This window comes from Thermoactinospora rubra, from assembly GCF_002093975.1.
GTDB classification, from domain to species: domain Bacteria; phylum Actinomycetota; class Actinomycetes; order Streptosporangiales; family Streptosporangiaceae; genus Nonomuraea; species Nonomuraea rubra_A.
Genome location: NZ_KZ084332.1, coordinates 84,046 through 107,276 on the forward strand (window position 1 = coordinate 84,046; position 23,231 = coordinate 107,276).

Sequence of the window (23,231 nt, forward strand, 5' to 3'; positions counted from 1 at the left end):
AGATCCGGCGTTACCATCCTCTTCGTGGCCATAGCCGACTTTCCCGGACGAGCGCGTCCAGACGCCTGTCCGGGGGCGCTCCAGGTCCACGAGGCGGCGGACGGCCCGCTGGCCAGGGTCAGGCTGCCGGGCGGCGTGGTCGCGCCCTCCCAGCTGGGCGAGCTGGCCTCCTGCGCCGCGGAGCTCGGCTCCGGCGTGATCGAGCTGACCTCACGGGCCAACGTGCAGGTGCGCGGCCTGCGCGACCCCGCGGCCTTCGCCGGGCGCGTCGCCGCCGCCGGCCTGCTGCCGTCGCCGTCCCATGAGCGCGTGCGCAACATCGTCGCCTCGCCGCTGAGCGGGCGCGGCCTCGCGGCCTGGGCGGAGCCCGAGTCGTCAGGCGGGCGCGAGGTCGCGGGCCGGGTGGATACCGAGCCGCTGGTGGAGGCGCTGGACGAGGGGCTGTGCGCCCGGCCGCGGCTGGCCCGGCTGCCCGGGCGGTTCCTGTTCGCCGTCGACGACGGCACGGGCGACGTGGCCGGGCTCGGAGCGGACGTCACCTTCACCCCGTCCGGACTGCTGCTGGCCGGAGCCGCCCTCCGCCTGGACGGCGATCCCGTCGCGCTCATGCTGGCCGCCGCCGAGGCGTTCCTCGACGTCGCCTTGGGCGCCTGGCGCATCGCGGAGCTGCCCGGCGGCCCCGCCCCCATCGCGGCCCTGCTCGGCGGCACGCTGTCCGGCAGGCCGCCCTCGCCGCCGCGCCCGCAACGCGCCGGGCTGCTGGAGCAGCGCGACGGCCGCGTGGCGCTGGAGGCCGTGCCGCCGCTGGGACGGCTGACCGCGCTCCAGGCACAGGCGGTCGCCGACGCCGTCACCCGGCCCACCATGCGCGCCACGGCCCGCACTCCAGCCGACGCGGCCGGCCCGGCCCCCCGGTTCACCCCCTGGCGGACCGTCATCGTCCCCGACCTCACGCGCGAGCAGGCCGCCGAGCTCGCCGCCGCCCTGGAGGCGGCCGGCCTGGCGACCGACCCCGGCTCGCCCTGGGTGGGCGTCACGGCCTGCACCGGGCGGCCCGGGTGCGGCAAGGCGCTGGCCGACGTGCGCGCCGACGCCGCCGCCTGGGTCGCGAGCCGCCCCTCCCGCGCCCCGACGCACTGGGCGGGCTGCGAACGGCGGTGCGGCCTGCCCAGGGGCGAGGTCGTCCAGATGGTCGCCACCGGACGTGGCTACGACGAAAGGCAGCCGTGATCGACTACCTACGCGACGGGACCGAGATCTACCGGCGCTCGTTCGCCACCATCCGCGCCGAGACCGACCTGTCCGGCCTGCCGCCGGACGTGGCGCGGGTCGCCGTGCGGATGATCCACGCCTGCGGTATGACGGACCTGGTCGACGACCTGGACTTCTCCCCCGATGTCGTACGGCGGGGCCGCGCCGCGCTCCGGGCCGGCGCGCCCGTGCTGTGCGACGCGATGATGGTGGCCTCCGGCGTCACCCGCAGCCGGCTGCCCGCCGCCAACGACGTGGTCTGCACGCTCGACGCCCCCGAGGTGCCCGAGCTGGCCGCCAGGCTCGGCACCACGCGCAGCGCCGCCGCGCTGGAGCTGTGGCGCGACCGCCTGGAGGGCTCGGTGGTCGCCATCGGCAACGCCCCGACCGCGCTGTTCCGCCTGCTGGAGCTCGTCGCCGAGGGCGCGGGCCGGCCGGCCGCCGTGCTCGGCGTCCCGGTGGGGTTCGTCGGCGCGGCCGAGTCCAAGCGGGCGCTGGCCGACAGCGGCCTCGAGTACCTGGTGGTGCACGGCCGCCGCGGCGGCAGCGCGATGACGGCGGCGGCGGTCAACGCCATCGCGAGTGAGGCGGATTGACATGACGGGACGGCTGTATGGCGTGGGCCTGGGCCCCGGCGACCCCGAGCTGGTCACGGTCAAGGCCGCCCGGCTGATCGGCGAGGCCGACGTGATCGCCTACCACGCGGCCAGGCACGGCCGCAGCATCGCCCGCTCGATCGCGGCGCCGTACATGCGGGAGGGCCAGATCGAGGAGCTGCTGCTCTACCCGCTCACCACGGAGACCACCGACCATCCGGGCGGCTACCAGGGCGCGCTGGACGACTTCTACGCCGACTGCGCCGAGCGGCTGGCCGCCCACCTGGACGCGGGCCGTACCGTGGTCGTGCTGGCCGAGGGCGACCCGCTGTTCTACGGCTCCTACATGCACATGCACAAGCGGCTCGCGCACCGGTACCCGACCGAGGTGGTGCCCGGCGTCACCTCCGTCAGCGCCGCCGCCGCGGTGCTGGGCCGGCCGCTGGTGGAGAAGGAGGAGATCCTCACCGTCCTGCCCGGCACGCTGGAGGCCGGGGAGCTGGCCGAGCGGCTGCGCTCGACCGACTCGGCGGCCGTGCTCAAGCTGGGCCGGGCCTTCGCCAAGGTGCGCGACGCCCTGGCCGAGGCCGGACGGCTCGACGACGCCTGGTACGTCGAGCGGGCCACGATGCGCGCCCAGCGGGTGGCGCCGCTGAAGGACGTGGACCCCGAGGGCGTGCCGTACTTCTCCCTGGCCCTGCTCACCAGCCCCGCCCAGGACGGCTTCGTCCCGGCGCCGGTCGCCGAGGCGGGGCGGGGAGAGGTGGCGGTGGTCGGTCTCGGCCCGGCCGGGCGGGCGTGGCTGACGCCGGAGGCGCATGAGGCGCTGGCGTGGGCGACCGACATCGTGGGATACGGGCCGTATGTGGACCGGGTGCCGCCCAACCCGCGCCAGACGCGGCACCGCACGGACAACCGCGAGGAGGCCGACCGCGCGCGGCACGCGCTGGAGCTGGCCCGCGAGGGCAGGCGGGTGGCCGTGGTGTCCTCGGGCGATCCGGGGGTGTTCGCGATGGCCGGCGCGGTGCTGGAGGCGGCCGGGGACTTCCCGGACGTCCCGGTGCGCGTGGTGCCCGGGCTGACCGCCGCGCAGGCCGTCGCGAGCCGGGTGGGGGCGCCGCTGGGGCACGACTACTGCGTGCTGTCGCTGTCGGACCTGCTCAAGCCGTGGGACGTGGTGGCGCGCCGCATCACCGCCGCGGCGCGGGCGGATCTCGTGCTGGCGATCTACAATCCGGCCTCGCGCAGCCGTACGTGGCAGCTGGCCGCGGCCCGCGACCTGCTGCTGGAGCACCGGGACCCGGGCACGCCGGTGGTGATCGGCCGCGGCGTGGGGAGCGAGGAGGAGAGCGTCACCGTCACGACCCTCGGCGAGCTGGACCCCTCGCAGGCAGACATGCGCTGCCTGGTCATCGTCGGCTCCTCGCGCACGCGCGTCACCCCGTCCGGGGCCGTCTACACCCCGCGCCGCTACCCCTGAGCCCCCGCTCCCTCGATCCACGCCACCGCCTCGGCCACCGTCTCCACCAGGCGCACCCCGGCGGGCGGGGGCGGCCGGTCAACCATGATCACCGGCATCCCGAGCAGGCGGGCCGCGTCGAGCTTGGCGGAGGTCAGCTCGCCGCCGCTGTCCTTGGTGACCAGCACGTCCAGGCGGTGCTCGCGGATGAGCGCGAGCTCGCCCTCCAGCGTGTACGGCCCGCGGTCCAGCACCACGTGGACATTGGGCGGGATCGGCGGCTCGGGCGGATCGACGCTCCTGGCGAGCAGCCAGATCCCCGGCCTGCCGGTGAAGACGGGCAGGCTGCGGCGGCCGGTGGTGAGGAACACCCTGGCCGGCGCCCGGAGGCGGGCGGCGGCCTCCTGAAGGGAGCCCACGCGCTGCCAGCCCGGCTCGGCCGGCCAGCCGGGGCGGCGCAGCACCAGCAGCGGCACGCCGGTGGCGCCCGCCGCCCGCGCCGCCGAGGCGGTCATCCGCGCGGCGAACGGGTGCGTGGCGTCCACCAGCCGGTCGACGGCGTGCTCCCGCAGCCAGGTGGCCAGCCCCTTGGGCCCGCCGAAGCCGCCTTCGCGCACCTCGCCCACCGGCAGCCGGGGATTGGACACCCGCCCGGCCAGGGAGGAGACGACGTGCACGCCCCGGGCGGCCAGCTCGGCGGCCAGCGCCCTGGCCTCGGCCGTGCCGCCGAGGATCAGGACGCGCACGTTCTGTCCCTGCCGGTGCCGTACAGGTGGCTGTCGGGGAACTCCGAGGCCGCCAGCACCCGGCCCACCACGATGACCGCGGTGCGTTTGATCCCGGCTTCGTGCACCTGAGCGGCGATGCCGGAGAGCGTGCCGCGCAGGATCACCTCGTCGTCCCGGCTTGCGCGCGCCACGACCGCGACCGGGCAGTCGGCGCCGTAGGCGGGCAGCAGCTCGGCCACCACCTGGTCGATCCGCTGCACGGCCAGGTGCAGCACCATCGTGGCCCGGCTCGCCGACAGGGTCGCCAGGTCCTCCCCCTCCGGCATCGGCGTGGCCCTGGCCGCTGTGCGGGTCAGGATGACCGTCTGGCCGACGCCGGGCACGGTCAGCTCCCTGCCCAGCGAGGCGGCCGCCGCCGCGAACGCCGGCACCCCGGGGACCACCTCGTACGGCACGCCGAGCCGGTCCAGCCTGCGCATCTGCTCGGCCATGGCGGAGAACACCGAGGGGTCGCCCGAGTGCAGCCTGGCCACGTCGAGCCCGTCCGCGTGGGCCCGGGCCAGCTCGGCGACGATCTCGTCCAGTGTCAGGTGGGCGGTGTCGACCAGGCGGGCGCCGGGCGGGCATTCCGCCAGGAGCTCGCGCGGGACGAGCGACCCGGCGTAGAGGCACACCGGCGCCCGGCGGAGCACCCCGAGCCCGCGCAGCGTGATCAGGTCGGCCGCGCCGGGCCCGGCGCCGACGAAGTACACGGTCAAGGCTGTCCCTCCTCTGCGTCCGGGTCTCCGGCGGTCGTGCCCTTCGTGACCGACCAGACGGTCACGGGCGCGAGGGCCCGCCAGCCGGCGAAGCGGCCCAGCGGCGCCGCCCTGTGGACCGCGAGCCGCGCCAGGTCGCCGCCCAGCCTGCCGTACCACTGGAAGACCACGGCCTCCGACTCCACGGTGACGGCGTTGGCCACGAGCCGGCCGCCCGGACGCAGCGCCGCCCAGCACAGCTCCAGCAGGCCGGGCTCGGTCAGGCCGCCGCCGACGAAGACCGCGTCCGGCGCGGGCAGCCCCTCCAGCGCGGCGGGCGCCCTGCCCTCGACGACGCGCAGCCTGGGCACGCCCAGCGTCTCGGCGTTGCGGCGGATCCTGGCCGCGCGCTCCGGGTCGCTCTCGACCGCGACCGCCTCGCAGGCGCGGTGGCCGCGCAGCCACTCGATGGCGATGCTGCCCGCGCCAGCGCCCACGTCCCACAGCAGCTGCCCGGGCAGCGGCGCCAGCCGGGACAGGCTGACCGCGCGCACCTCCCGCTTGGTCAGCTGCCCGTCGTGCTCGAACGCCTCGTCCGGCAGGCCCGGTACGGCGGGCAGCGGCCCGGCGTCAGGATCGGCCGCGCACTCCACGGCGACGACGTGCAGCGCCGAGGGCGCGGGAGCCGTCCAGCCCGACGCGGTGCCGCTGACCCGGGATTCGCCGGGGGAGCCCAGGTCCGACAGGACGACCATGCGGCTCGGGCCGTACCCGCTCGTGACCAGCAGCTCGGCCACCCGCGCGGGGGAGCCGCCGAGGACCAGCACGCGGCGGCCCGGGAAGAGGGCCGCACGCAGGGCGGCGGCGGGGCGGCCGACCAGGCTGACGGTCTCGACCTCCTCCACCGGCCAGCCCAGCCGCGCGCAGGCCAGCGACAGCGACGACAGGTGCGGCACCACCCGCACCCGGTCGGGGCCCAGCAGGCGTACCAGGGTGGTGCCGATGCCGTAGAACATGGGGTCCCCGCTGGCCAGCACGCACACCCGGCGGCCGGCGTGCTCGGCGAGCAGCCCGGGCAGCGCCGGCAGCAGGGGAGAGGGCCAGGCGACACGCTCGGCCGCAGACGGGGGCACGGATGGTGGCACGGACGGGGGCACAGACGGCTTGGTCAGGGGCACAGTCGGCGTGGCCGGCGGCACGAGGTCCAGCTGGCGGCGGCTGCCCATCAGCACCTCGGCCTCCGCCACCGCCCGCCGGGCCTCCCCGGACAGCCCGGCCCAGCCGTCCGCGCCGATCCCGACGACCGTGATCACACGTTGCCCATGACGCGCGTGACCTGGATCTCCAGCACCACGCGGGACGGGTTCGGCCGTGGCGGCTTGTAGCGCGTGGCGTACCGCAGCTCGGCCTCGGCCACCCGCTCCGGCTCGTCGCGGACCACCGCCACGCCTTCCAGGGTGGACCAGCGGCGGCCGTCGACCTGGCACAGCGCGACCGGCGCGCCCTCCGGCCCGGCCGCGGCGACGAGCCTGGCCTTGCGCGAGGCGGCGGAGGTGATCACGCGGGCGACGGCGGCGTCCAGGTCGAGGGTCGCGCCGACCGGCACCACGTGGGGTGCCGCGCCGGGCCGGGCCGTGGACAGGGTGCACAGGTGCCGTTCGCGCCAGAACGCGGCGAAGCCTTCGCCGAGGTCGACCAGGTTCACGGAAAGCATCGTATCGGTGGGGATCTGGGACACTTTGTCCGTGAAGCGCCTTCTGATCATCGGCATCGGCGCCGGCGACCCCGACCACCTCACCCTGCAGGCGGTCAAGGCCATCGCGGCCACCGACGTGTTCTTCCTCATCGACAAGGGGAGCGTCAAGCATGAGCTGGTCCGGCTGCGGCTGGACCTCGTCGCCGAGCATGGGCGCCTGCCGTACCGGATCGTGGAGGCCCGCGACCCCGAGCGGGACCGGACCGCCGCCGCCTACGCCGAGGCCGTGGCCGACTGGCGGGCCCGGCGCGCCGAGGTCTACGAGAGGCTCGTGGCCGAGGAACTGACCGACGGGCAGACCGGGGCGTTCCTGGTGTGGGGCGATCCCGGCCTCTACGACAGCACGCTGGGCGTCCTGGAGGAGGTGCTGCGGCGGGGCCGGGTGGCCTTCGACTACGAGGTCATCCCCGGGATCAGCAGCGTGTCGGCGTTGACGGCCCGCCACCGCACCAGCCTCACCAGCGTGGCCAGGCCGGTCCACATCACCACCGGCCGCCGCCTGGCCGAGGAGGGGCCGACGGCCGACGACGTGGTCGTCATGCTGGACGCGCACTGCGCCTTCACCGGGGTGGGGTCCGGCTTCCACATCTACTGGGGCGCCTACCTCGGCACGCCCGACGAGATCCTGGTGTCGGGGCCGGTGGCCGAGGTGGGCGAGCGCATCCGCGAGCTGCGTGCCGAGGCGCGCGAGCGCAAGGGCTGGATCATGGACACGTACCTGCTCCGGCGCCTGCCGCCGGCCGGCCGCTGACCGGACGCGCGCTACCGCCGCGGCGGTCTCCACCGGCCCGCCTGACCGCCGCGCCCAGAGAGGTGCCGTGGCCGGCGGCTGTCGCGTCGCCGGACGACGGGGATCACGGGCGCGCCCATCGCAGGTGGGCGTCGGGCAGACCCTCCTCGTTGTCGTCGCCCGTCGAGACGAGCGTGAAGCCGTGGCGCTCGTAGAACCGCCAGGCGCCGGTGTTGTGCTGGAACACGTGCAGGTCGAGGCTTCGCCGTCCCCGCTTGGCCCGGTCGAGCAGCGCGGTGCCCACGCCCGCGGCCTGGGATGCGGGCGCCACGTAGAGGTGGTCGAGCCACGAGCCGCGCAGCGCCGCGAAGCCGATCACCCGGCCCTCCCGCTCGGCGACCCACACCCGGGAGCCCGGGATCACGACCTCGCGGATCCACCACCGCGTCTCCTCGTCGGTGTGCAGGCGGGGCAGATACGTCATCTGGGCGCGCGCGGCCAGGAAGACCCGGGCGATCTCCTCGGCGTCGCCCAACCCGCCCGGCCGGATGAGCGCGAGCGCGTCATGCGCGATGAGCTCGGCCATCTTGTGCAGGTCGCCGTACGCGAGCCCGTCCAGCAGCCGATGCCGGTCCGCCAGCCAGCGCCGGAGCGGCGGAGCCCAGGCCGGGTCGAGACGCCCGCCGCGCTCGACGTAGCCGCGGATGATCTCGGCGATCCCGCCGTCCGCCTCCGGCACGTGGGCGGCCTCGTGCTGCCTCCACAACGCCGCCACGGTCCGTGCCATCGCGTCGTGCGCGTCCGGCCCGTGCCACCGCCAGCCGTGGCGATACCGCCCTTCCTCGACCGTCACATCGCGCCGACGCCGCTTGTCGATCGCCCGTCGCCGCGCGAAGGCCGCCAGCTCCGCATGCCAGGCCGTACGGCTGGCCTCCAGGACCTCCAGCGCGCGCACCAGGGCCCGCTCGTCCCGGCGCACATCACCGGCGTGGCTGGTGATGTAGCTCCAGGTCGCCAGGAAGCCCAGCGGCTTGTAGCGCGAGACCGCGGAGCGTAGGGCGCCGTAGCGCCTGCGATGCGGCAGGGCGGTGTCACGCACGCGCCGCGCCTCCGTGCCGAAGCTCACGTCACCGGCTCCAGCGCGTCGCGGGCGGCCATGAGCGCGAAGCCCAGCAGGTTCGGCCCGCGCCAGCAGGACGGCGAGGCGGCGCGCTCGTCGCCGGCGGCCAGCCCGATGCCCCAGACCGGGTCGATCGGGCTCGCCTCCACGAGCACCCGGCCGCGGGTGGCCAGGAGGAAGGCGCGCAGGTCGTCGTGCTGGCCGAACTTGGCGGTGTTGCCGCGCACCACGATGTCGAACCGGCGGGCGGCCCAGACCTCCTCGTCGAACCCGCGCACGGCGCGGCCCAGCTTCTTGGCCTCGGCGGGATGCCCGGCCGCGAGGATCCGCTCGGCGCTCTCCTCGTCGCCGAACAACCACGCCTTGTGCGCCATCATGTAGTGCTCGGCCGAGGCGAACACGCGGCCCTCCTCGGTGAAGGACACCGGCCACCACTGCGACAGGCACCCCGGGCCCAAGCTGCCGTCGCGGGCGGGCCGGTGGCCCCAGAAGAACAGGTAGCGCAGCGCGCGACCGGCGCGCTCGGCGGCGATCGCCTCGTCAACGGTGCGGGGGAGCTGGTCGGACACGGGCACCACCGTGCCACAGGCGCCGCCCACGCGGCCAACGGGTTTGCCGCCCTGTGGAAAACCCGGCGGACCGTGCCGGCGGCGGGGCCGGGCGAGCATGTGTTCGGCTGCGCGGTCAGCGGCCAGCCAGGACGCGGTCCACGAAGGCGGTCACCTCGCCGAGGACCTCCTCCTTGTTGGTCTCGTTGAAGACCTCGTGCCGGGCGTCGGGATAGACGATCTCCGTCAGGTTCTCCCCGCGGATCGCCTCGATGCCGGTGCGGCTGTCGGCGAGCGGGACGAGCCGGTCGTCCTCGCCGTGGATCCACAGGGTGGGCAGCGCGCCCAGGCCGCCCCCTTTCGCGATGGTCTCCAGGGCGGCGGCCAGGGCCTGCAGGGTCGGCCGCTTGAACGGGCCGTGCCACACCAGCGGGTCGGCGGCGTAGGCGGCACCCACGGCCGGGTCGCGCGAGAGCGTGGCGGGGTCGATCGGCACGTCGGGGATCTCCTCGAAGGCGAGCAGGGTCTCCAGCGCCGCCCACCGGCCGATCACCGGCCCCGACAGCACGAGGGCGTCCACGGGGTGGCGCTGGGCGTAGCGGGCGGCGATCATCCCGCCCATCGAGTGGCCGATGAGCACGACCGGCGCCCCGGGATGGTCGGCCCGCGCCCGCTCCACCATCGTGTGCACGTCGGTGACGACGTCCTCGAAGTCCTCGACGAGCACGCGCTCGCCGGCCGACTTGCCGTGCCCGAGGTGGTCGGGGCCGTAGACGGCGGCGCCGTGCCGTACCAGATGATCGGCGACGTGCTCGTAGCGGCCGATGTGCTCGCCGTACCCGTGCACGAGGACGGCCACGTAGCGGGGCGACTCGTGCGGCCAGACGCGGGCGGTGATCTCACCGCGCGTGCCCGCGAAGCTGAACTCTGCCATGCCCCGGAGCGTATGGCCGCCATCATTGTTCGGCAATACCGAACGGAGATATCGTGATCGGCGTGGCAGAGACGATCCAATCCGTCGAGCGCGCGGCGGCCATCCTGCGGCTGCTGGCCTCCGGCACGCGGCAGCTCGGGGTGGCCGAGCTGGCCAGGGCGCTGGGCCTGCCCAAGGGGACCCTGCACGGGATCCTGCGCACGCTGGTCCACGTCGGCTTCGTCGAGCAGGACGAGACGACGGGCAAGTACCGGCTCGGCGCCACGCTCCTGCACCTGGGCAGCAGCTATCTGGACGTCAACGAGCTGCGGGCGCGCTCGCTGAACTGGGCCGACGGGCTGGCCGTGCGCAGCCGCGAGAGCGTGTGGATCGGCACCCTGCACGAGGGCCAGGTGCTGGTCATCCACCACGTCTTCCGCCCCGACGACAGCATGCAGGTGCTCCAGGTCGGGGCCCACCTGCCCGCGCACGCCACCGCCCTCGGCAAGGTCCTGCTGGCCGGCGACCCGTACGGCGAGCCGCTCACGCCGCTGGCACCCTGCACCAAGAAGACCATCGTCGACCGCGACGCGCTGGACCGGGAGCTGGAGCTGGTCGCCGCCCGGGGCTGGGCCGCCGACATGGAGGAGCTGGAGGAGGGCGAGGTGTCGATCGCCGCCCCCATCAAGGACCGGCGCGGGGTGGTCGTCGGGGCGATCGGCATCAGGGGCGCGATCGAACGGCTGGCGCCCCACGGCGAGCCCGGCCGGGACTACGTCTCCTACGTGCGAGACGCGGCACGCGCCGTCAGCCGGGAATTGGCCCGGTGATACCATCCAGTAGGCGTTCGACTATGCCGAACGATCCGGAGGAGGAGACCTCATGAGCGTCCGTGTCCGCGCCACCCGCGAGGAGACCTGCGAGGAGCTCGCCCGCGCCGCCTTCGACCTGCTCGTCATCGGCGGCGGCATCCTGGGCACCTCGGTGACCTGGATGGCGGCCCAGGCCGGGCTGCGGGTGGCCATGGTCGACGCGGGCGACTTCGCCGGGGCCACCTCCAGCGCCTCCTCCAAGCTGGTCCACGGCGGCCTGCGGTACCTGCAGACGGGCAACCTCAGGCTCGTGGCCGAGAACCACCGCGAGCGCAGGGCGCTGGCCGAGGACATCGCGCCGCACCTGGTCAAGCCGCTGGAGTTCGTGGTGCCGATCTACCGCGGCGGCCCGCACGGCGCGGCCAAGACGGGCGCCGGGGTGTTCCTGTACTCGGCGCTGTCGGCCTTCGGGGACGGCGTCGGGCGGCTCATCACCCCGCACCAGGCGGTGGCGCGCGTGCCCGCCCTGCGCACCGAGGGGCTGCGAGCGGCGGCGCTCTACGGCGACCACCAGATGAACGACAGCCGGGTCGCGGTGATGACCGTCCGCGCGGCCGTCGAGGCGGGCGCGGTCGTGCTCAACCACGCCGAGGTGGTGGGCCTGCGCCTGTCCAGGGGCGTCGTGTGCGGCGCCGAGCTGCGCGACCGCGTCGGCGGGACGGAGTTCGGCGTCTCGGCCCGCCTGGTGCTCAACGCGACCGGCCCGTGGGTGGACCGGCTGCGCCGGATGGAGGACCCCGGCGCCGCGCCCGGCATCCGCCTGTCCAAGGGTGCGCACGTGGTGATGCGCCGGGGCGAGCCCTGGAAGGCCGCGCTGACCACGCCGATCGACAAGTACCGGGTGTCCTTCGCCATCCCGTGGGAGGACCACCTGCTGCTCGGCACCACCGACGAGGAGTACGACGGCGATCCCGCCGAGGTGCGCGCCACCGAGGCGGACGTCGACCAGATCCTCGCCGAGGCCGGCCAGGCCGTCGCCGGGCTGCGCCGCGAGGACGTCACCTACGCCTTCGCGGGACTGCGCGTGCTGCCGGGCGGCCCCGGCAGCACCGCGGCGGCCAAGCGCGAGACCGTGGTCACCCAGGGCCCGGGCGGCATGCTGTCGGTGGCGGGCGGCAAGTGGACGACCTACCGGCACATCGGCAGGGTGGTGCTCGGCACGCTCGGCAGGCTGCTCGGCGGCGACGAGCTGGCCCCGGTCCTGCCCGCCGTGCCGCTGCCGGGCCTGGCCAGCCCCGACGCCGTGGCCATGCGGCTGTGGACGGACCGGGAGCCGGGCGCGCGCATGGACCCGATCGTGGCCCGCCACCTGGCCACCCACTACGGCACGCTGGCCTTCGACGTGGCCCGGCTCATCCGGGAGGACCCGAGGCTGGGCGAGCGCGTCCATCCCGGCGGGCCGGACATCTGGGCGCAGGTCGTCTACGCCCGCGACCACGAGTGGGCCGTGACCGTGGACGACGTCGTACGGCGGCGCACCACCCTCACGGTCCGGGGCCTGGACACCCCCGAGGTCAGGGCGGAGATCGCGAAGGCGCTCAGCTGACCGCCCCGGCGAGGGCCATGCCTGCCAGGGCCGCGAGCAGGCCCGCCGCGACGCTGACGACGGCGTTCAGCACCGCGTGCAGGCGCGCCCCGGCCTCGGCCAGCCGGACGGTCTCGTACCCGAAGGCCGAGTAGGTGGTCAGCGCCCCGCAGAAGCCCGATCCGGCCAGCGCCATCACCGCGCCGCTCGCCGGCAGCGCGGTCAGGAACCCCAGCAGGGCGGACCCGGCGACGTTGACCACCAGCGTGCCCCACGGGAACGCGGTGCAGTGGCGGGATCGGACGAGGGACTGGACGAGCCGGTCGAGCACGTAGCGCAGCGGCGCGCCGACCGCCGCCCCCAGCGCCACCAGCAGGACCGTCATCGCCGCCCCGCGATCCGGCGCACCAGGCACGCGCCCGCGAGAACGGCCAGGAGCGCGCCCGCCAGAGTGCCGCCGAGGTACGCCACGGCGACGGCCGCCGAGCGGGCCGACAGCGCCTCCACGACGTAGGCCGAGAAGGTGGTGAACCCGCCCAGCACGCCGGCGCCGAGGAAGGGCCGCACGAGCGGGTGGGCGGGCCGTACTTCGGTGATCACCGTCATGAGCACGCCGATCAGCAGGCAGCCCGACAGGTTGACGGCCAGGGTCGTCCACGGGAAGGCGCCGGGCGGGTGCGGGAAGGCCGTCGTGAGGCCGTGGCGGGCGAGCGCTCCGACGACGCCGCCCGCGGCGACCGCGGCCAGGGCGCGTGATGTAGGCATAGGGGTGGGCTTCGAGGTCGGCATGGTCGTCTCCTACCAAGCACGGGCTCCTGGCAGGGACCGTTGGCGGCGAACGCCGCGGTTTCCGCGGGCGCGGGCGGTGGGCCCCACCACCGCATCGGAGGCGAGTCTACCGGCCGGCCGGCTCCGCGGCCGCGGCCAGGCGTCCGTCACGGCACCTCCTGCACCGGCACCGCCGGGAACGCACAGGACGCCCGGCGCCGGCTCAGAGACCGCCCCGCGCCATGTTACTGACGGTAACATGACTCCGGCCGGACTGTGACGGGTCAGACGTCCGATCGTTGCCGTCGCGCGACCTGCCCGCCCCCGCCCGCCGGTAGCCTCACCTCCTCGAAGACTGTCCGGAGACTCCTTCGGCCCCCGTCCGGAGACGAACACCTGAGCATGCAACGTGAGGAACTGCCGCGGCGCGACGAAGCGGAGCGTTGCCACAGCGTGAACGGAAGCGGGCGGCGCTGCGTGCTGCCGGTGGGACACGAGGGCGGGCACGTCTACCCACCGGCGGATGAGAGGATCCGGGCATGACGCCTCTCAGGACGCCGCGCGGCGGCGCCGACCTTCCCAACCCGTGGCCGCCCGACCGCTACGAGGTGCGGTGCGACCGCGGCGTCTACGGCGTCACGGAGGACCGCTACCACTTCCCGGAGATCGCCCGGGAGGCGGCGCACAACCTGCGGCGGGCCGGGCTGGCCCGGCAGATCCTGGTGCGCCGGCTGTCCGACGCCGTCATCCTGTTCGACCACCCGCGCGGCGTGGAGCTCCCCGCGACCCTCTGGTGACGCCGGCATGCCCCCTGACCTGCGGGGTAGGGGCGGCCCATGACGGAATTCGGATACACGCTCCTGTGCGAGCAGACGCCGCCCAAGCAGCTGGTGGCCGATCTCGTCGACGCCGAGCAGGCGGGGTTCGGCTTCTCGGTCATCTCCGACCACTACTTCCCCTGGATCGAGGAACAGGGGCACTCGCCGTACGCCTGGTCGGTGCTCGGCGCGGCGGCGCAGGCGACCGAGCGCATCCCGCTGATGACCTTCGTCACCTGCCCGATCATGCGCTACCACCCGGCCGTGGTGGCGCAGAAGGCGGCCACGATGGGGGTGCTGTCCGACGGGCGCTTCACCCTCGGCGTGGGCGCGGGCGAGAACCTCAACGAGCACGTCGTCGGGCGCGGCTGGCCGTCGGTCCGGGTGCGCCACGAGATGCTGGGCGAGGCGCTGGAGATCATCACGGCGTTGTTCTCCGGCGAGTACGTGGACTACGAGGGCGACTACTTCACGGTCGACTCGGCCAAGCTCTACGACCTGCCCGAGAACCCGGTGCCCGTCGCGGTCGCCGCCTCCGGACAGGAGTCGGTGGAGATCGCCGCCGAGCTGGGCGACGGGCTCATCGCCACCGAGCCGCGGGCGGAGCTGGTCAGCTCCTTCGAGGAGGCGGGCGGCGAGGGGCCGAAGTACGGTCAGGTGCCGGTCTGCTACGACCAGGACGCCGACGCCGCCAGGGAACGCGCGGGACGGCTGTGGCGCTGGGGCGTCGCCGGCTGGAAGGTGATGGCCGAGCTGCCCGGGCCGGTCAACTTCGCCGCCCACTCTCGGTTCGTGCGCCCCGAGGACGTCGTGGCCGGCGTGCCGTGCGGGCCGGACGTCGAGCCGTACGTCGAGGCGGTACGCGCGTTCACCGACGCCGGGTTCACCCACGTGGCGCTGTGCCAGATCGGCGCCGAGCACCAGAAGGAGTTCGTCACCTGGGCCGAGCGGCAGCTGCTGCCCGCGCTGCGAGAGCTGTGACGCCATGGACGCGGTCACGCGGGTCGCGCTGCCGCTGGAGAGCGAGGCCGACCTCGATCCCCTGCTCGACCGCGTCGGCGCCGCCCGGTACGTCCTGATCGGCGAGGCCAGCCACGGCACGCACGACTTCTACACCTGGCGTGCCGCGCTGACCCGCCGCCTGATCCAGGAGAAGGGCTTCCGCTTCGTCGGCGTCGAAGGCGACTGGCCCGACTGCCGGCGCGTCCACGCCGCGGTGACCGGCGCCGGCGACCCCGTCGAGGCTCCTTTCGAGGCGCTGTACGGCTTCGCCCGCTGGCCCACCTTCATGTGGGCCAACGAGGAGGTGGCCGCCTTCGCCCGGTGGCTGCGGCGCTGGAACGACGCCCGGCCGCCCGAGCGCCGCTGCGGCTTCCACGGCCTGGACGTCTACAGCCTGTGGGACTCGCTGCGCGCCATCCGCCGCTACGCGCTCACCCACCTGCCCGAGCACGCCGACACGGTCCTGCGCGCCCTGCACTGCTTCGAGGCCTACGGGCACGACCCGCAGCAGTACGGCATGCTGGCCCGGCTGCTGCCCGACACCTGCGAGGACGAGGTCGTCGAGCTGCTGGCCACGCTGGCCGAGCGCGCGCCCCGCGACGAGGCGGGGCTGGCCGTACGGCAGAACGCCGAGGTCGTAGCCGGGGCGGAGAGGTACTACCGGACCATGGTGCGCGGCGGGCCCGAGTCGTGGAACATCCGCGACATCCACATGGCCGACACGCTCGACCGGCTCGCCGGCTTCTACGGGCCGGACTCCCGTGGCGTGGTCTGGGCGCACAACACCCACGTCGGCGACGCGCGGTTCACGGACATGGCCGCGGCCGGGATGACCAACCTCGGGCAGCTGGCCAGGGAGCGCCACCACGACGACGCGGTGCTCGTCGGGTTCGGCACCCACCGCGGCACGGTGATCGCCGCGGGCCGCTGGGGCGCCCCGGCGAGGGTCATGGAGGTGCCGCCCGCGCGGCCGGGCTCCCTGGAGGCGCTGCTGCACGACTCCGGGCCGGAGCAGGCGCTGTTCGTCTTCGGCGACAAGCGCGCGCCCTGGTACGACCAGACGATGGGGCACCGCGCCATCGGCGTCGTCTACCACCCGGAACGGGAACGCTACGGCAACTACGTGCCCACCGTCGCCGGGCGCCGCTACGACGCCTTCCTGTGGCTGGACCGGACCGAGGCCCTGCGCCCCCTGCACGGCGAGCCTCCCGAGGACGCCGAGTACGAGACGTTCCCGGCCGCGGTGTAACGCGCGGGATCGCGGGTAGGCGACGACGCCGACCATCGAAGGAGGGGGTCCAGATGGCTCGCTGCGAGGTATGCGGCAACGACTACGCGATGGCCTTCGAGATCCACGCCCAGGGTGCGTCGCACACGTTCGACTGCTTCGAGTGCGCGATCCAGGCCATGGCGCCCATCTGCGAGCACTGCTCGTGCCGGATCATCGGGCACGGCGTCGAGGCCGGCGGCCACTTCTACTGCTGCGCCCACTGCGCCCGCGAGGAGGGGGTCACCGAGCTGGCCGACCACGTCGGGGCCGCGTCGGGCGGCTAGGCCGTACCGCCGGCCGCGTCAACCGGCCGCGTCAAGGAGGAGGCCGAGCAGGCGGGCGCCGCTCGGCCTGTCCATCATCCCGTCCGGGACCGCCGGGTCACTTGCCCAGCGCGGTGCGCAGCTCCATCACGTGGTCCTGGGTCTGCTCCAGCAGCGGGCGCAGCGCCTCGGCCACGTCCGGCAGCCCCAGCTCCTGCGCCTGCGCCACGCGCTCGCGGTACCGCTGGAGCTGCTGCTCCTCCAGGTCGAGGTCCAGCTGGAGCGCCGCGGCCCCGTCGGTCTCCACCGGCACCTGCGGCACCTGCACCGAAGGGGTCCCGCCGAGGAAGTCGATCTGCTCGGCGAGCGTCATCGCGTGGTTGAGCTCCTGGGCCAGATGCTCCTTGAGCTCGTCGAGGATGCTCTGGTATTCGGCCCCCTTGATCGTGGCGATGTGCTGGACGTACTGCACGATCGAGCGGTACTCGGTGCCGAGGTCCTCGTTCATCTTGTCGATCAGCGCGTTCTGGTCCATACCCTGCGCCTACCCGCCGCCCGCCGGGCAAACCCGCCGGTCGGCCCCCGTCCCGGCTCACGACCAGATCGCGCACGGCAGGCCGTCGCCGAAGACCTCGGGCGGGTCCGGCAGCGGTACGGCGAGCCCGGCCGCGACGCGGCGGGCGGTCCAGGCGGCGACCGCGGCGTCCAGCACGTCGTCCACGGCCGCCGCGGCGCCCGCGGCCCCGAGATCGGCGGGCACCACGATCCCGGCGCCCTCCAGCAGGGCGCGCCGCTGCGACATGCCCGCCCACGTCGTCTTGCTCCACGGCAGCGCGGCCCCCGCCAGGCGGGCGAAGGACACCTCGGGATGGACCTCCACCACCCGCGACGGGCACCCGCGGACCCACCGGTCGACCTGCAGCACCTTCTCCCGCAGGGCGTAGGCCTGCCGCGAGACGCCCTGGCCGGTCAGCCGCCGGTTCACCGCGACGGCTGAGGCGTGGTCGCCGGCCTCCAGCGCCGCCCGCGACGGGGTGAGGAACACCGACAGCCATCGCCGCCCGACGGCCCTGCGGGCCAGCACGTCCGCCTGCCGTACCCCGGCGTCGGGCAGCCCGATGGGCATGTCCACGGCCACGACGTCGACCGGGCCCGCCAGCGCGGTGAGGGCCGCGATGTCCTCGGCGAAGTACCCGCGCACCGGGCCGCCCGGGTCGAGCGCGACGCCGATCCAGCCCCGCCTGCACCCGTCGACGCCCAGCACCCTCATGATTCACCGCATGTTACGCGCCCTTTACAGAATCCTCACCCGCTGCCACAATGGGCCAAATCCTGTAAGCGCTTACACCGACGCACACGCCGGAGTGTAAGCGCTTACACCACCGGATGGGAGGCCGATGGACGTCACCATCTACCAGGTCGCCGAGCGGGCGGGCGTGTCGATCGCGACCGTGTCCAGGGCCCTGCGCGGCACCGGCCCCGTGTCGGCCAAGACCCGGGAGAAGGTGCTGAAGGCGGTCCAGGAGCTGCGGTTCACCCCCAGCCGGCTGGGCGTGAGCCTGGCGGAGGGCCGGCACGCGGCCAACGGCATCGTGTTCCCCAACCTCTCGGGCCCCTACTACACCGAGGTGCTGCTGGGCTACGAGGAGGTGGCCTCGGAGCTGGGCCGGTCCGTCGTCATCCTGTCCACCAAGGGCCGCCCCAACGTGCGCGAGGCGATCAAGGAGCTGGCGGGCCGCGTCGACGGCCTGGTGGTGTTCGGCAGCACCGCGCCGGACGACCTGGTCGCCGAGCTCGTCGCCACCGGGATGCCGCTGGTGTTCATCTCCCGCGAGCCGATGTCCGGCGCCGACACGCTGCGCAGCGAGAACGTCGAGTCGGCCAGGCGGCTGGCCTGCCACCTCCAGGGCCACGGCTACGCCCGCTTCGCCTTCCTCGGCGCGCCGCACCAGCCCGGCGACGACATCTCCCAGCGCTGGGAGGGCGTCTCCGCGGTGCTGAAGGACGCGGTGGAGCCGGTGCTGACCGCCGAGTACACCGTCGACAGCGGCTACGAGGCCGCCCTGAAGCTGCTGCGCGGCAGGACCAGGCCGCAGGCCCTCATCTGCTCCGACGACGAGGTCGCCCTGGGCGCGCTGCTGGCCGCCGAGGAGCTCGGCCTCGCCGTACCCGATGACCTGGCCGTCACCGGCTGGGACGACATCATGGCCGCGCGGCACGCCCGCCCGGCCCTCACCACGATCCGCCAGCCGATGCGTGAGCTGGGGGCGCGGGCCGCGAGAGCGCTGGACGAGCTGATCGGCGGCGTCCGCGCGACCTCGGCCCACCAGACCCTGGCCACCGAGCTCGTCATCAGGAAGAGCTGCGGCGAACACCCCCAGGAGGACCCGAAGTGAATCCCATCAGCAGGCGATCGGCCGTGGCCCTGCTCGCCGTCGCGCTGGCGGTGACGGCGTGCGGCCGCGACGGCGGGCGTACGGCGGAGCGCGCCGCCCCCGTCGACACCGGCCAGGCGACCGGCGAGGTGACGGTCTGGGCGATGGGCGAGGAGGGCAAGGCGCTCGGCGCGTTCGTCAAGGACTTCGAGACGGCCAACCCCGGCATCAAGGTCAACGTCACGCCCATGGGCTGGGACGTCGCCCACGACAAGCTCACCTCCGCGATCGCCGGCAACGCCACCCCCGACGTGTCGATGATCGGCTCGACGTGGTCGGGCGAGTTCGCCAAGACCGGCGTCCTGGACCCCACCCCCTCGGGCCTGGTGGACAAGGCCGCGTTCTTCCCCGGCGCCTGGCAGACCGTCGAGGTCGGCGGCACCGCGTACGGCGTGCCGTGGTACGTCGAGACCCGCGTCCTGTACTACCGCACCGACCAGGCCGAGAAGGCGGGCGCCGAGCCGCCGCGGACCTGGGAGGAGTTCAAGGCGTTCGCCAAGGCGCTGAAGGAGAAGGGCGGCGCCAAGGACGGCTTCCAGCAGAGCTACACCCTCGGCGCCTCCTGGCAGGAGGTCCTCCCGCTCATCTGGCAGGCGGGCGGCGAGATCGTCAAGGACGGCAAGTACACCTTCGACACGCCGCAGGCCGTCACCGCCCTGACCTTCTACCAGTCGATGTTCACCGAGAAGCTCGCCCGCAACGACACCCCCGAGGGCGCCTTCCCGCAGAACTTCATCAAGGGCGACGTGGGCGGCTTCTTCTCCGGCCCGTGGATGATCGGCGTGCTCGCGGGCGACGGCGGCCCCGGCTTCAAGGACAAGTTCGACGTCGCGCCGTACCCCAAGGGACCCGTCTCGGCGACCAGCTTCGTCGGCGGCGCGGCCATGGTCGTCTTCAAGAAGGCCAAGAACCGCGACGCGGCCTGGAAGTTCGTCCAGTGGCTCGCCGACCCCAAGGTCCAGGCCAAGTGGTACACCACGGTCAAGGCGCTGCCCAGCGTCCAGGCCGCCTGGCAGGAGCCGGAGCTGACCGCCGACCCGCAGCTGAAGGTCTTCGGCGAGCAGCTCAAGGACGCCAAGACGCCGCCGCCGTACCCGACGTGGGAGCAGGTGGCCAAGGTCCTGGAGGCCGAGCTGGAGAAGCTGGCCAAGGGCAGGTCCACCCCGCAGGAGACGGCCAAGGCCATCCAGGCCCAGGCCGACACCATCGGCACCGGCCTGTAGCGCCATGGCCGTCCTGGCGAGGCCGGTACGGCTGGGCATGGGCCCCGGCGGCGTCGGCTGGATCTTCGTCCTGCCGTTCGTCGTCATGTTCGCGGTGTTCTACCTGGGGCCGCTGCTCGTCGGCATCGGCATGAGCTTTACCGACATGCGCAGCACCGACGTCGCCGACCCGCTGGCGGTCGACGTCGTGGGCGTCGAGAACTACCTGCGCCTGATGAACGACGAGACGATGCGCAGGGCGGCGGTCAACACGGTGATCTTCGTGGCCACCGCCCTGCCGCTGACCATCGCGCTCGGCCTCGGGTCGGCGGTCCTGCTCAACTCCGGCATCGCCCGGCTGCCCGCGGCCTTCTTCCGGCTCGGCTACTACCTGCCGACGATCACCAGCATCATCGGCATCGCGGTCGCCTGGAAGTTCCTGCTGGAACCGGAGGCCGGGCTGGTCAACCGGCTGCTCGGAATGGCCGGGATCGACGGGCCGAACTGGCTGCAGAACGAGTCCACCGCGCTGCCGTCGATCATCGTCATGACCGCCTGGCGCAGCTTCGGCTTCGACATGGTCGTGCTGCTGGCCGCGCTCCAGGGCATCCCCCGGGAGCTGTACGAGGCGGCCGAGGTCGACGGCGCGGGCCGCTGGCAGCGCTTCCGCGCCGTGACGCTGCCCGCGCTGCGGCCGGTGCTGCTGTTCTGCACCGTCTACACCTCCGTCGGCTTCATGCAGTTCATGGAGGAGGTGCTGGTCATGACCAGGGGCGGGCCGCTCAACTCGACGATCTCCGCCTCGCTGGCGATCTTCAACCAGTTCGGCGTCGGCAACTACGGCTACGCGGGCGCGGCGGCGAGCGTGCTGTTCACCGTCATCGTGGCGCTGGCCGTACTCCAGCTGAGGGCAGGGAGGCGGACGTGAGGCGCACCCGCCGCCAGCGGGCGGTCGTCTACCTGGGCCTCGGCCTGGGCCTGCTGCTGGTCGTCGGGCCGTTCGTGTGGACCGCGCTCAGCTCGGTCAAGCCCGAGGCCGAGATCAGGCGCGACCCGCCCACCCTGTGGCCGCGGACGTTCACGCTCGACAACTTCACCGAGCTGTTCGAGCGCGTCAACATGGGCCAGGCGTTCGCCAACAGCCTCCTCATCGCGCTCGTGCTGGTGGCCACCAATCTGCTGCTCTGCTCGATGGCCGGCTACGCCTTCGCCAAGCTGCCCTTCCGCGGCAGGAACCTGGCCTTCGCGCTCGTGCTGGTCCAGCTGGCCATCCCGGCCATCGTGGTGATGATCCCGCAGTTCGTGCTGATCGCGAACCTCGGCCTGGTCAACACCTTCCTCGGCATCATCCTGCCGACCGTGGTGACGCCGCTGGGCGTGTTCATGATGCGGCAGTTCATCTCCGAGCTGCCCGACGAGCTCATCCACGCCGCCCGCGTCGACGGGGCGGGGGAGCTGCGCATCTTCTTCCGCGTCATCCTGCCGCTGTGCGGGCCGGCGCTGGCCACGCTCGGGCTGATCACCTTCCTCGGCGCGTGGAACAACTTCCTGTGGCCCGCCGTGGTGGCCCAGAGCGAGGAGATGTACACGCTGCCCGTCGCGCTGAACATCCTCAACGGCCACGAGGGCACCCACTACAACCTGCTCGTCGCCGGATCGGTCGTCGTCATCGCGCCGATCCTGGTCCTGTTCGTCTTCCTCCAGCGCTTCTTCGTCCAGGGCATCGCCACCACCGGCATCAAGTAGGGAGACCCCGATGCTCAAGATCGTCCTGTCGGGCGTGCTCGCGCTCGGCCCGCTCCACCCGCCCGCCGACACCTTACGGACCTACGCCGCGGCCACCTGGCGCTCGATGGCCGCCATGGTCGAGCCCGCCACCGGCCTGCCCGCCGACAAGGTCACCGGCGACCTGAAGACCCGCGCCAAGGTCACCTCGCCCACCAACGTCGCCACCTACCTGTGGTCGGTGTTCGCCGCCCGCGACATCGGCCTCATCGGCCGCCGCGAGGCCGAGGCGCGGGTGGCCAAGGCGCTGGACTCGGTCGCCAGGCTCGAACGGCACGCGCCGACCGGGCAGTTCTTCAACTGGTACGACCCGGCCACGCTCCAGCTCGTCCGCACCTGGCCCGACACCGGCGACCCCGTCCGGCCGTTCGCCTCCAGCGTGGACAACGGCTGGCTGGCCGCCGCGCTCATGATGGTGCCGCAGGCCGTGCCCTCCCAGGGCGCCAAGGCCCGGGCCATCCTCCAGACCATGGACTTCCGCGCCTACTACGACCCGGCCGCCCGGCCCGACGCGGGCACCGGGCTGCTGCGCGGCGGCTTCTGGGTCGAGCGGCCCGAGGGCTGCTCGGTCGAGACCCCCTCCGGCCTGTTCATGACCTGCCACCACTACGGCGCGCCCGCCGAGACCAGGATCGCCACCTACGTCGGCATCGCGCTCGGCCAGCTGCCCAGGGAGCACTACTTCGGCCTGTACCGCACCTTCCCCGACGCGGGCTGCGACTGGGCCTGGCAGGAGCAGAAGCCGGTCGGCTCCTGGAAGGAGTACCTCGGCGTCAAGGTCTGGCAGGGCACCTACGGCTACCGCGGCATGCGGTTCGTCCCCACCTGGGGCGGCTCGATGTTCGAGGAGCTGATGAACGACCTCATCGTGCCGGAGAACGTGTGGGCGGCCAAGTCCTGGGGCCGCAACCACCCGGTGGTCGTGCGCGCCCACATCGAGCACGGCCTCCACGAGGCCGGATACGGCTACTGGGGCTTCTCGCCGTCCAACGACCCGCACGGCGGCTACCGCGAGTACGGCGTGGACCCGCTCGGCATGGACGCCGCCGGATACACCTCCGACCGCGAGCGCACGAGCGTCGACCCCGGCTACGAGGGCTGCCGCCCGGCCCAGCCCGAGCCCGCCTCCTACGGCGACGGCGTGGTCACCCCCCACGCGGTCTTCCTGGCCTACCGCTACGCGCCCCGCCAGGCCTTGGACAACCTGGCCAGGCTGCGCAGGAACTTCGACGCCTACGGGCCGGGCGGCTTCTACGACGCGATAGCCGTACGGTCCGGGCAGGTCTCCAAATACCACCTCGCCCTCGACCAGGGCATGATCATGGCGGCGATCGGCAACGCGCTCGCCGGCGACGCCATGCGCCGCTACTTCGCCACCCCGCAGGTGGCCGCCAAGCTCAAGCCCGTCCTCTCGCTCGAGGAATGGGACGCACGCTAACGATCGGGGAGAAGT

Annotated in this window: 26 protein-coding genes; 15 read left to right on the forward strand and 11 right to left on the reverse strand. The window is 73.8% G+C overall.

All coding sequences use genetic code 11. From position 1 onward, the window contains the following. Window positions 1-24 precede the first annotated feature (24 nt). From BSB02_RS12365 to BSB02_RS12375, 3 genes are read left to right on the forward strand one after another with little or no spacing between them, the layout of a single operon-like run. Window positions 25-1,230: a precorrin-3B synthase gene (locus BSB02_RS12365; protein WP_240506383.1), complete on the forward strand. Its 1,206-nt coding sequence runs from the start codon at window positions 25-27 to the stop codon at window positions 1,228-1,230. Further along, window positions 1,227-1,847, forward strand: a complete 621-nt coding sequence (locus BSB02_RS12370; protein WP_084958906.1) for a precorrin-8X methylmutase — start codon at window positions 1,227-1,229, stop codon at window positions 1,845-1,847. Before BSB02_RS12365 ends, BSB02_RS12370 begins: the two co-directional genes overlap by 4 nt. 1 nt (window position 1,848) lies before the next feature. Further along, a complete protein-coding gene (locus BSB02_RS12375) occupies window positions 1,849-3,327 on the forward strand; it encodes a precorrin-2 C(20)-methyltransferase (protein WP_084958907.1) in 1,479 nt (492 codons plus the stop codon). Here the strand turns inward: BSB02_RS12375 and BSB02_RS42150 are convergent. Genes BSB02_RS42150 through BSB02_RS12390 form a run of 4 tightly spaced genes read right to left on the reverse strand, consistent with a single transcriptional unit; the run spans window position 3,318 to window position 6,476 of the window. Continuing rightward, window positions 3,318-4,052: a cobalt-precorrin-6A reductase gene (locus tag BSB02_RS42150; RefSeq protein ID WP_240506384.1), complete on the reverse strand. Its 735-nt coding sequence runs from the start codon at window positions 4,050-4,052 to the stop codon at window positions 3,318-3,320. The two genes, BSB02_RS12375 and BSB02_RS42150, sit on opposite strands and share 10 nt — an antisense overlap. After that, window positions 4,040-4,792, reverse strand: coding sequence for a precorrin-4 C(11)-methyltransferase (cobM, locus tag BSB02_RS42155; RefSeq protein WP_240506385.1), 753 nt, complete (start codon window positions 4,790-4,792; stop codon window positions 4,040-4,042). Before cobM ends, BSB02_RS42150 begins: the two co-directional genes overlap by 13 nt. Further along, complete coding sequence (gene cbiE / locus BSB02_RS12385) at window positions 4,789-6,084, reverse strand: precorrin-6y C5,15-methyltransferase (decarboxylating) subunit CbiE (RefSeq protein WP_084958908.1); 1,296 nt, start codon at window positions 6,082-6,084, stop codon at window positions 4,789-4,791. Before cbiE ends, cobM begins: the two co-directional genes overlap by 4 nt. Continuing rightward, the gene (locus tag BSB02_RS12390) at window positions 6,081-6,476 is read right to left on the reverse strand and encodes a pyridoxamine 5'-phosphate oxidase family protein (RefSeq protein WP_420855846.1); all 396 of its coding nucleotides are present in this window, start codon (window positions 6,474-6,476) and stop codon (window positions 6,081-6,083) included. The genes cbiE and BSB02_RS12390 overlap by 4 nt, the downstream gene beginning before the upstream one ends. A gap of 40 nt (window positions 6,477-6,516) precedes the next feature. Between BSB02_RS12390 and cobF the strand changes: the two genes are divergently transcribed. Further along, window positions 6,517-7,278, forward strand: coding sequence for a precorrin-6A synthase (deacetylating) (gene cobF, locus BSB02_RS12395; protein ID WP_206184651.1), 762 nt, complete (start codon window positions 6,517-6,519; stop codon window positions 7,276-7,278). A 103-nt stretch (window positions 7,279-7,381) separates the two neighbouring features. Here the strand turns inward: cobF and BSB02_RS39530 are convergent, their stop codons facing one another. The 3 genes from BSB02_RS39530 to BSB02_RS12410 form a co-directional block, all read right to left on the reverse strand. Further along, window positions 7,382-8,383: a GNAT family N-acetyltransferase gene (locus BSB02_RS39530; protein WP_143590548.1), complete on the reverse strand. Its 1,002-nt coding sequence runs from the start codon at window positions 8,381-8,383 to the stop codon at window positions 7,382-7,384. Next, the gene (locus BSB02_RS12405) at window positions 8,380-8,952 is read right to left on the reverse strand and encodes an NADAR family protein (RefSeq protein ID WP_240506399.1); all 573 of its coding nucleotides are present in this window, start codon (window positions 8,950-8,952) and stop codon (window positions 8,380-8,382) included. The genes BSB02_RS39530 and BSB02_RS12405 overlap by 4 nt, the downstream gene beginning before the upstream one ends. A gap of 109 nt (window positions 8,953-9,061) precedes the next feature. Further along, complete coding sequence (locus BSB02_RS12410; protein WP_084958910.1) at window positions 9,062-9,859, reverse strand: alpha/beta hydrolase; 798 nt, start codon at window positions 9,857-9,859, stop codon at window positions 9,062-9,064. A gap of 62 nt (window positions 9,860-9,921) precedes the next feature. Here BSB02_RS12410 and BSB02_RS12415 point away from each other — a divergent pair, with 62 nt between their 5' ends. Together BSB02_RS12415 and BSB02_RS12420 are read left to right on the forward strand one after the other, a co-directional pair. Further along, window positions 9,922-10,668 (forward strand): IclR family transcriptional regulator, encoded by a 747-nt coding sequence (locus tag BSB02_RS12415; protein WP_084958998.1) that lies wholly within the window; start codon window positions 9,922-9,924, stop codon window positions 10,666-10,668. Window positions 10,669-10,720: 52 nt separating this feature from the next. Continuing rightward, window positions 10,721-12,256, forward strand: a complete 1,536-nt coding sequence (locus tag BSB02_RS12420) for a glycerol-3-phosphate dehydrogenase/oxidase (RefSeq protein WP_084958911.1) — start codon at window positions 10,721-10,723, stop codon at window positions 12,254-12,256. On the opposite strand, the gene BSB02_RS12425 is transcribed toward BSB02_RS12420, so the two are convergent. Both BSB02_RS12425 and BSB02_RS12430 read right to left on the reverse strand, forming a co-directional pair. Further along, window positions 12,249-12,620, reverse strand: coding sequence for a fluoride efflux transporter FluC (locus BSB02_RS12425; protein WP_084958912.1), 372 nt, complete (start codon window positions 12,618-12,620; stop codon window positions 12,249-12,251). The two genes, BSB02_RS12420 and BSB02_RS12425, sit on opposite strands and share 8 nt — an antisense overlap. Continuing rightward, window positions 12,617-13,000, reverse strand: coding sequence for a FluC/FEX family fluoride channel (locus BSB02_RS12430; protein WP_240506386.1), 384 nt, complete (start codon window positions 12,998-13,000; stop codon window positions 12,617-12,619). The genes BSB02_RS12425 and BSB02_RS12430 overlap by 4 nt, the downstream gene beginning before the upstream one ends. Window positions 13,001-13,542: 542 nt before the next feature. Here BSB02_RS12430 and BSB02_RS12435 point away from each other — a divergent pair. Genes BSB02_RS12435 through BSB02_RS12450 form a run of 4 tightly spaced genes read left to right on the forward strand, consistent with a single transcriptional unit; the run spans window position 13,543 to window position 16,377 of the window. Next, complete coding sequence (locus tag BSB02_RS12435) at window positions 13,543-13,800, forward strand: hypothetical protein (RefSeq protein ID WP_084958914.1); 258 nt, start codon at window positions 13,543-13,545, stop codon at window positions 13,798-13,800. Window positions 13,801-13,839: 39 nt separating this feature from the next. Further along, window positions 13,840-14,802, forward strand: a complete 963-nt coding sequence (locus tag BSB02_RS12440) for a TIGR03557 family F420-dependent LLM class oxidoreductase (protein ID WP_084958915.1) — start codon at window positions 13,840-13,842, stop codon at window positions 14,800-14,802. Between the two features lie 4 nt (window positions 14,803-14,806). Beyond that, on the forward strand, window positions 14,807-16,072 hold the full coding sequence (locus BSB02_RS12445) for an erythromycin esterase family protein (RefSeq protein ID WP_084958916.1): 1,266 nt from the start codon (window positions 14,807-14,809) through the stop codon (window positions 16,070-16,072). A gap of 53 nt (window positions 16,073-16,125) precedes the next feature. After that, window positions 16,126-16,377, forward strand: a complete 252-nt coding sequence (locus tag BSB02_RS12450) for a hypothetical protein (protein ID WP_084958917.1) — start codon at window positions 16,126-16,128, stop codon at window positions 16,375-16,377. Window positions 16,378-16,474: 97 nt separating this feature from the next. Here the strand turns inward: BSB02_RS12450 and BSB02_RS12455 are convergent, their stop codons facing one another. Beyond that, window positions 16,475-16,891 carry a ferritin-like domain-containing protein gene (locus BSB02_RS12455; protein WP_084958918.1) on the reverse strand — a complete coding sequence of 139 codons (417 nt, stop codon included), beginning with the start codon at window positions 16,889-16,891 and terminating at the stop codon, window positions 16,475-16,477. A gap of 57 nt (window positions 16,892-16,948) precedes the next feature. Next, window positions 16,949-17,626, reverse strand: coding sequence for a DUF429 domain-containing protein (locus BSB02_RS12460; RefSeq protein ID WP_143590550.1), 678 nt, complete (start codon window positions 17,624-17,626; stop codon window positions 16,949-16,951). Window positions 17,627-17,753: 127 nt separating this feature from the next. Here BSB02_RS12460 and BSB02_RS12465 point away from each other — a divergent pair, with 127 nt between their 5' ends. From BSB02_RS12465 to BSB02_RS12485, 5 genes are read left to right on the forward strand one after another with little or no spacing between them, the layout of a single operon-like run. Next, entirely contained in the window at window positions 17,754-18,752 is a 999-nt protein-coding gene (locus tag BSB02_RS12465; protein ID WP_084958920.1) for a LacI family DNA-binding transcriptional regulator, read from the forward strand. Then, window positions 18,749-20,014: a sugar ABC transporter substrate-binding protein gene (locus tag BSB02_RS12470; RefSeq protein WP_206184652.1), complete on the forward strand. Its 1,266-nt coding sequence runs from the start codon at window positions 18,749-18,751 to the stop codon at window positions 20,012-20,014. The genes BSB02_RS12465 and BSB02_RS12470 overlap by 4 nt, the downstream gene beginning before the upstream one ends. Before the next feature lie 4 nt (window positions 20,015-20,018). After that, window positions 20,019-20,921 (forward strand): carbohydrate ABC transporter permease, encoded by a 903-nt coding sequence (locus BSB02_RS12475; protein ID WP_084958921.1) that lies wholly within the window; start codon window positions 20,019-20,021, stop codon window positions 20,919-20,921. Beyond that, the gene (locus BSB02_RS12480; protein WP_084958922.1) at window positions 20,918-21,739 is read left to right on the forward strand and encodes a carbohydrate ABC transporter permease; all 822 of its coding nucleotides are present in this window, start codon (window positions 20,918-20,920) and stop codon (window positions 21,737-21,739) included. Before BSB02_RS12475 ends, BSB02_RS12480 begins: the two co-directional genes overlap by 4 nt. A gap of 10 nt (window positions 21,740-21,749) precedes the next feature. Further along, the gene (locus BSB02_RS12485; protein WP_143590552.1) at window positions 21,750-23,216 is read left to right on the forward strand and encodes a glucoamylase family protein; all 1,467 of its coding nucleotides are present in this window, start codon (window positions 21,750-21,752) and stop codon (window positions 23,214-23,216) included. Window positions 23,217-23,231: the final 15 nt, after the last annotated feature.